This is a genomic window from Pseudomonas sp. TE3899 (genome assembly GCF_056279105.1).
In genome coordinates this window covers 383881-390000 of sequence record NZ_JBWBQR010000001.1, presented here as the reverse complement: position 1 = coordinate 390000, position 6120 = coordinate 383881, and the positions used below count along the sequence as shown (strand labels likewise).

Here is a 6120-nt window from a genome sequence, read left to right as displayed (position 1 = left end):
AAAGGGCTGCATATCAACTGTTCAGGGCTCTCGTCCTCTTGGGACAAGTGCTACACCAGCGCCGCCAATTCGTGTGCGCCAAAAGGTTACAAGGTCATCGCCAAATCCGGGGACGCCGTGGAAGAGCCCGGTGACTATCCGTTCGGCCTCAACCCCGCCGGTTACACCAGTCGCAGTATGATCGTCATTTGCAAGTAGCTTGATGCCGCCCGGCAATCTGGCGGCCAATCTCGTCTTGACTGGACTGCAGCACGGTTCGCTGTATATCCGCAGTGGCCAACATTCGCGCCACGACCAGTGCACCGATGCATTGCGACAGAATCGCCCACGCCAGGCTGTCGCTGTCCAGGATCCGTGCCCAAACCTCCTGAAGCCGACAAATCCAGATCTCTGCCTGCTGGCGTACCGCAAGGTCTGAGCGGGCAATCTCCGCCCCCAGCGCCGGCAAAGCACACCCGGACTCAGGCTGCTCGACATGGGCCATGCTCAAGTAATGCTTGAGGCAGCGTTCAAGCCTGGCGTGATCCTGCTCACCATTGCCGCCCAACCGCGCCAGACTTTGGCACAGCTCTCGTTCGACGATCGCTGCGAACAACTCGTCCTTCGACGAAAAGTGACTGTAGAACGCCCCGCCGCTCAAGCCGATCGCCTTCATCAAACTGTCGACGCCGACCATGGCAAAACCAGACTTCTTGGCTGACACCGCACTGCTTTCCAGCAGTTTTTCTTTGGTTTCCAGCTTGTGATTGGGCGAGTAGCGCATTGCCTTGTCCTCGGGATTGATCGCCTTGACGTTCGCCGGATCGTAGCATAACGTTCGTTCAGTTAACGATCGTTTACCAAAGGGATCTACCTATGAATAACAAGAAGGTCGTACTGGTTGTCGGCGCCGGAGATGCTACCGGCGGCGCCATCGCTAAACGTTTTGCCCAGGAAGGCTTCATTGCTTGCGTCACCCGTCGCAGCGCCGACAAACTCCAACCGCTGGTGGATGCCATCAAGGCCAGCGGTGGCGAGGCTCACGGTTTTGCCTGTGACGCACGCAAGGAAGAGGATGTGATTGCACTGGTCGAGCAGATCGAAACCCAGATCGGCCCGATCGAAGCATTCGTCTTCAATATCGGCGCCAACGTGCCGTGCAGCATCCTCGAAGAAACCGCCCGCAAGTATTTCAAGATTTGGGAAATGGCCTGCTTCTCCGGGTTCCTTAACGCTCGGGAAGTGGCCAAGCGCATGGCGAAACGCCAACAAGGGACGATCCTGTTTACTGGTGCCACCGCTGGCCTGCGTGGTGCGGCAGGGTTTGCCGCATTCGCCGGTGCCAAGCACGGCATACGCGCCCTCGCCCAAAGCATGGCCCGGGAACTGGGGCCGATGAACATCCATGTCGCCCACGTCGTGGTCGACGGCGCCATCGACACCGACTTCATCCGCGACAGTTTCCCGGAAAAGTACGCGACCAAGGATCAGGATGGCATTCTCAACCCCGAGCACATCGCCGAAAACTACTGGTACTTGCACAGCCAGCCGAGGGACGCCTGGACGTTCGAACTCGACCTGCGCCCGTGGAACGAACGCTGGTAAGTCCTCCCCCACAACAACAATAAGCAGAGTGCATCAACCATGAGCAAAACCGTGGAGTTCTATTTCGACCTGGGTAGCCCCGCCACCTACCTGGCCTACACCCAACTGCCGAAGATCTGCGCGCAGACCGACAGCCGGCTGACCTACATCCCCATCCTGCTGGGCGGCGTTTTCAAAGCCACCGGCAATGCCTCACCCGCGACCATCCCGGCCAAGGGTCGCTATATGTTTGAGGATCTGGACCGCTACGCCAAACGCTATGGTGTGCCGCTGAAATTCAACCCGCATTTCCCAATCAATACGCTGATGCTGATGCGCGCCGTCATGGGCATGCAACTGCGGCATCCGCAGCGTTTCCAGGCATTTATTGATTGTCTGTTCACTGCGCTGTGGGTCGAAGGTCAGAGCCTCGATGACCCGGCGACCGTCGCGGCCGTGCTGACGCAGAAGGGTTTTGATCCGAACGAGGTGCTGGCCCTGACCGCCGACGAGGAAGTCAAAGCCGCCCTCAAGGACAATACCGAGAAGGCGGTGCAACGCGGCGTGTTCGGTGCGCCGAGCATGTTTATCGATAATCAGCTGTTCTTCGGCCAGGACCGGCTGGACTTCGTCGCTGAAGCCCTGAGCTGAATGGCATGAGCCAGGCGCTCGTTGGAGCGCCTGAACTCACTCCGCTCAGATGGCCGCAGTCCGCGTGTTCAACCACTCCAGCGCGGTACCGTCGAGCAACGGGCTCAAGCGTTCGCGCACTTCAGCGTGATAGGCGTTGAACCACTGTTTCTCGTCCTCGGTCAGCAGCGACGGCTCCAGGCAACGGGTGTCGATCGGGCACAGGGTCAGGGTTTCGAATTTCAGGAATTCACCGAACTCGCTTGTTCCCGCCTCACGGTTCAACACCAGGTTTTCAATCCGCACGCCCCAGCGCCCTGGACGATACGTCCCCGGCTCGATAGAAGTGATCATTCCTGGTTGCATCGCGGTTTGTGGCGCGGCCGCGGCTTGATAGGCAATCACTTGCGGGCCTTCGTGAACGTTGAGGAAGTAGCCGACGCCATGCCCGGTGCCGTGACCATAATCGACGCTTTCCGCCCAGATCGGCGCACGAGCGATGGCGTCCAGCAACGGCGACAAAATCCCTTTTGGAAACTGCGCCCGGGACAAGGCGATCACGCCCTTGAGCACCCGCGTGCAATCGCGTTTCTGCTCGTCGGTTGGCGTACCGACCGGCACCATCCGCGTAATGTCGGTGGTGCCGCCCAGGTATTGGCCGCCGGAGTCGATCAGCAACAGACCGTCGCCCTCGATCACCGCGTGTTCTTCTTCAGTGGCGTGGTAGTGCGGCATCGCGCCATTGGCGTTAAACGCGGCGATGGTGTTGAAACTCAGCGACACATAATCCGGGCGCCGCATACGCGCTGCGGTCAGATGCTCGTCGATGGTCAGTTCGGTGATGCGTTCACGGCCCCAGGCCGACTCCAGCCAGGTGAAGAATTCGCACAGCGCCGCGCCGTCCTGCTCCATGGCCTGGCGGATGTGTTTGGCGTCATCCAGGCTTTTTTTGGATTTGGCCAGGGTGGTCGGGTTCAGCCCTTCCAGCAGCTTCACGCCGCTGTTCAGGTTTTCCAGCAGCCCGGCGGTGACGCGGGCCGGGTCGACCTGCAGGCTCGCCCCGCTTGGCACGGCGCGCAATGCGTCGGCCACTTCGCTGTAATCGCGCAGGGTCACGCCGTCTTGTTCCAGGATTGCGCGCAGTTCGGCGCTGACTTTGCTCAAGGCGACGAACAGGGTGGCCTGCTCCTGGCTAATCAAGGCGAAGGAGACAAACACCGGGTTGAACGACACATCGCCGCCGCGCAAGTTAAACAGCCACGCGATGTCATCCAGGGTGGCAATGAAATGCCAATCGGCACCGCGCTCTTTTAAAACCTCGCGCAACTTGCCGAGTTTCTCGCCACGGCTGACCGTCGCTTGCGGCGGCAAATGTTGATAAATCGGTTCGTTCGGCAGGCTTGGCCGGTCACTCCAGACTTCGCTCAGCAGGTCGATGTCAGTGCGCAGGCGAGCACCGCGCTCTTCGAGCTTGCTCCCCAGCGTACGCGCCGAAGCCACGGCCATCACCGCACCATCAACGGCAACGACGCCACCTTCAGGGGTTTGTTCGGCCAACCAGTCCAGTGGGCTCGGTTGACCCGGTTGCAGCTTGACCAGTTCGATACCGCTGCCCTTGAGCTCCTTGCTCGCTTGCTCCCAGTAACGGCTGTCGGCCCAGACGCCGGCGAAATCCGGCGTAACAATCAGGGTGCCCACCGAGCCGTGAAAGCCCGACAGCCATTGCCGTCCTTGCCAGTAACCCGGCAGGTATTCGGACAAGTGCGGGTCGGCCGACGGCACCAGCAGGGCGTGAATGCCCTCCCGGCTCATCAGCTCACGGGTTTGCGCCAGGCGCTGGGGTACCAATCCATTGGTCAAAGGCTGCGTACTCATCATGTCTCCTGCTAACCACTTCATCATTATTGTTGAGTGCCGATCTGAGTCGGCGCTTTAACGGCTTATTGCCAGAACGCCGGCGCGCTGGCACAGGCCGCTTTAATCAGTTGAACCGCTTGGTCGATATCCTGCTCGGTGGTGAACCGCCCCAGGCTTAAGCGGATGGTGCGACCGGCCGAACGGGCGTCGTGCCCCAAGGCTAGCAGCACATGGGAAGGCGTATTGCTCGCGGAGTTGCAGGCCGAGGTCGCGGAAAACGCGATCGAATGGCCCAGCGTCGCGGCATTGAACTCGCCTTCGCCGAAGGTCAGGCTCAAGGTGTGAGGAATACGCTGGGCCGCGCTGCCGTTAAGGCGCACGCCGGGAATACTCAATAGGTGTTCGAGCAAGCGCTCGCGCAGATGAACGATGGTGGCTTTCTCGTCATCGAACAAGCTCGCCGCCAACGCAAACGCTTCGCCCATGGCCACGATCTGATGCGTGGCCAGGGTGCCGGAACGCAACCCGCCCTCGTGACCGCCGCCGTGGATCTGCGCCTGCAAGCGCTGTTGCGCCCGCGGGCCGACATACAGCGCGCCGATGCCTTTGGGGCCGTAGATCTTGTGCGCGGAAAACGACATCAGGTCCACCGGCCACTCGGCCAGATCGATCACGACTTTACCCGCACCCTGGGCGGCGTCGACGTGAAACAACGCGTCGCGATTACGCACCACCTGACCGATGGCCGGGATGTCGTTGACCGTTCCCAATTCGTTATTGACCAGCATCAGCGACACCAGGAAGGTGTCGTCGCGCATGGCTTCGCTGACCGCTTGCGGAGTAATCAGGCCATCGGCGTCCGGCACCAGATAGGTCACCGCCACACCGGCGTCCTGCAATTGTTTCGCGGTGTCGAGAATCGCCTTGTGTTCAATCTGGCTGGTGATGATGTGACCGCCGGACACACCCCGGGCCTGGGCGACGCCCTTCAACGCCAGGTTATTCGATTCGGTGGCACCGGAAGTCCAGACGATCTGATCGGCCTGGGCACCGACCAGTTCGGCGACTTGCTGGCGCGCTTGCTCGACCGATTGCCGGGCCTGTTGGCCAAACGCATGGGAGCTGGACGCCGGGTTGCCGAAATTGCCGTTGAAACCCAGACACTCGACCATGACCTTGATGACCCGTTCATCCACCGGCGTGGTGGCGGCGTAGTCGAAATACAACGGACGTTTATTCATAAAAAGGCTCGCAGAGCGTGTTCCGGGATCAGGTATGCGGGGTAAGGACACCAGCAATACCTGATCGGATGCTGTTAAAGAAATACGACTTCATTTCAAAGTGCGTAGGAACGCTCCTGAAGTCGAGCTTAACAGGCATCGGGCAACCGGTTGAAGCAATGCGTCAGCTAAAGCTTTCGATCAACAACGGATACAGCGAAGCCACCAGCAGCAAGGCCATGCCCCAGTTGAAGACGCGCAACCAGCGACGATCCTTCAATACATTGCGCAACAACGTGCCGCAACCGGCCCAGACGCCGACGCTCGGCAGGTTGATCAAGGCAAAAACCGCGGCAATCACGATCACATTGGTGAAATAACCCTGCATCGGCGTGTAGGTGCTGATGGCGCCAATGGCCATGATCCAGGCCTTGGGATTGACCCACTGAAACGCCGCGGCGCTGAGGTAACTGATCGGTTTGCTCTCACCCTTATCGCTGTCGGAAACCGGCCCGGAGTGGGCGATTTTCCAGGCCAGGTACAGCAAGTACGCCGCGCCGACGTAACGCAGGACGGTGTAGAGCAACGGATAGGTCTTAAACACCGCGCCCAGGCCAAAACCCACCGCGACCACCAGGACAAAGAAGCCGCAGGTGATGCCAAGCATATGGGGGATGGTGCGGTTAAAGCCGAAGTTCACGCCCGATGCCAACAACATGGTGTTGTTTGGGCCTGGGGTGATGGAGGTCACGAGGGCAAACAGGGCGAAGCCCAGCAGCAGATCGAACGAGAGCGTCATCGGTGGCAGTCCGTCAGGGTCAGTCAGGTATTGACCCTATCGCACACCTAC

7 protein-coding genes (1 of these 7 only partly in view) are annotated in these 6120 nt (G+C 60.1%); 3 read left to right on the top strand and 4 right to left on the bottom strand.

Annotation, left to right across the window (positions count from 1 at the left end):
- Nucleotides 1–198, top strand: the 3' portion of a protein-coding gene (locus ACZ89E_RS01850; RefSeq protein ID WP_011335220.1) for a hypothetical protein. The gene continues 84 nt to the left of window position 1, outside the view; the window shows 198 of its 282 coding nt (coding positions 85–282); the start codon falls outside the window, past its left edge; it ends in the stop codon at nucleotides 196–198.
- Here the strand turns inward: ACZ89E_RS01850 and ACZ89E_RS01845 are convergent.
- Nucleotides 185–763: a TetR/AcrR family transcriptional regulator gene (locus tag ACZ89E_RS01845; protein ID WP_476254709.1), complete on the bottom strand. Its 579-nt coding sequence runs from the start codon at nucleotides 761–763 to the stop codon at nucleotides 185–187. The two genes, ACZ89E_RS01850 and ACZ89E_RS01845, sit on opposite strands and share 14 nt — an antisense overlap.
- A gap of 92 nt (nucleotides 764–855) precedes the next feature.
- On the opposite strand from ACZ89E_RS01845, the gene ACZ89E_RS01840 reads away from it, so the two are divergent.
- Both ACZ89E_RS01840 and ACZ89E_RS01835 read left to right on the top strand, forming a co-directional pair.
- Nucleotides 856–1584: an SDR family oxidoreductase gene (locus ACZ89E_RS01840; protein WP_149661770.1), complete on the top strand. Its 729-nt coding sequence runs from the start codon at nucleotides 856–858 to the stop codon at nucleotides 1582–1584.
- A 39-nt stretch (nucleotides 1585–1623) separates the two neighbouring features.
- Nucleotides 1624–2214 carry a 2-hydroxychromene-2-carboxylate isomerase gene (locus ACZ89E_RS01835; protein ID WP_476254708.1) on the top strand — a complete coding sequence of 197 codons (591 nt, stop codon included), beginning with the start codon at nucleotides 1624–1626 and terminating at the stop codon, nucleotides 2212–2214.
- A gap of 45 nt (nucleotides 2215–2259) precedes the next feature.
- Here the strand turns inward: ACZ89E_RS01835 and ACZ89E_RS01830 are convergent, their stop codons facing one another.
- The 3 genes from ACZ89E_RS01830 to ACZ89E_RS01820 form a co-directional block, all read right to left on the bottom strand.
- Nucleotides 2260–4068 (bottom strand): aminopeptidase P family protein, encoded by a 1809-nt coding sequence (locus ACZ89E_RS01830; RefSeq protein ID WP_476254707.1) that lies wholly within the window; start codon nucleotides 4066–4068, stop codon nucleotides 2260–2262.
- A gap of 65 nt (nucleotides 4069–4133) precedes the next feature.
- Complete coding sequence (locus ACZ89E_RS01825; RefSeq protein ID WP_476254706.1) at nucleotides 4134–5291, bottom strand: cysteine desulfurase family protein; 1158 nt, start codon at nucleotides 5289–5291, stop codon at nucleotides 4134–4136.
- Nucleotides 5292–5454: 163 nt separating this feature from the next.
- The gene (locus ACZ89E_RS01820; RefSeq protein ID WP_149661774.1) at nucleotides 5455–6069 is read right to left on the bottom strand and encodes a LysE family translocator; all 615 of its coding nucleotides are present in this window, start codon (nucleotides 6067–6069) and stop codon (nucleotides 5455–5457) included.
- Nucleotides 6070–6120 lie beyond the last annotated feature (51 nt).

Excerpts from the sequence above, each read along its gene's own strand:
- ACZ89E_RS01845 (WP_476254709.1), bottom strand. The coding sequence starts at position 763 with ATGCGCTACTCGCCCAATCACAAGCTGGAAACCAAAGAAAAACTGCTG.
- ACZ89E_RS01840 (WP_149661770.1), top strand. The coding sequence starts at position 856 with ATGAATAACAAGAAGGTCGTACTGGTTGTCGGCGCCGGAGATGCTACC.
- ACZ89E_RS01835 (WP_476254708.1), top strand. The coding sequence starts at position 1,624 with ATGAGCAAAACCGTGGAGTTCTATTTCGACCTGGGTAGCCCCGCCACC.
- ACZ89E_RS01830 (WP_476254707.1), bottom strand. The coding sequence starts at position 4,068 with ATGAGTACGCAGCCTTTGACCAATGGATTGGTACCCCAGCGCCTGGCG.
- ACZ89E_RS01825 (WP_476254706.1), bottom strand. The coding sequence starts at position 5,291 with ATGAATAAACGTCCGTTGTATTTCGACTACGCCGCCACCACGCCGGTG.
- ACZ89E_RS01820 (WP_149661774.1), bottom strand. The coding sequence starts at position 6,069 with ATGACGCTCTCGTTCGATCTGCTGCTGGGCTTCGCCCTGTTTGCCCTC.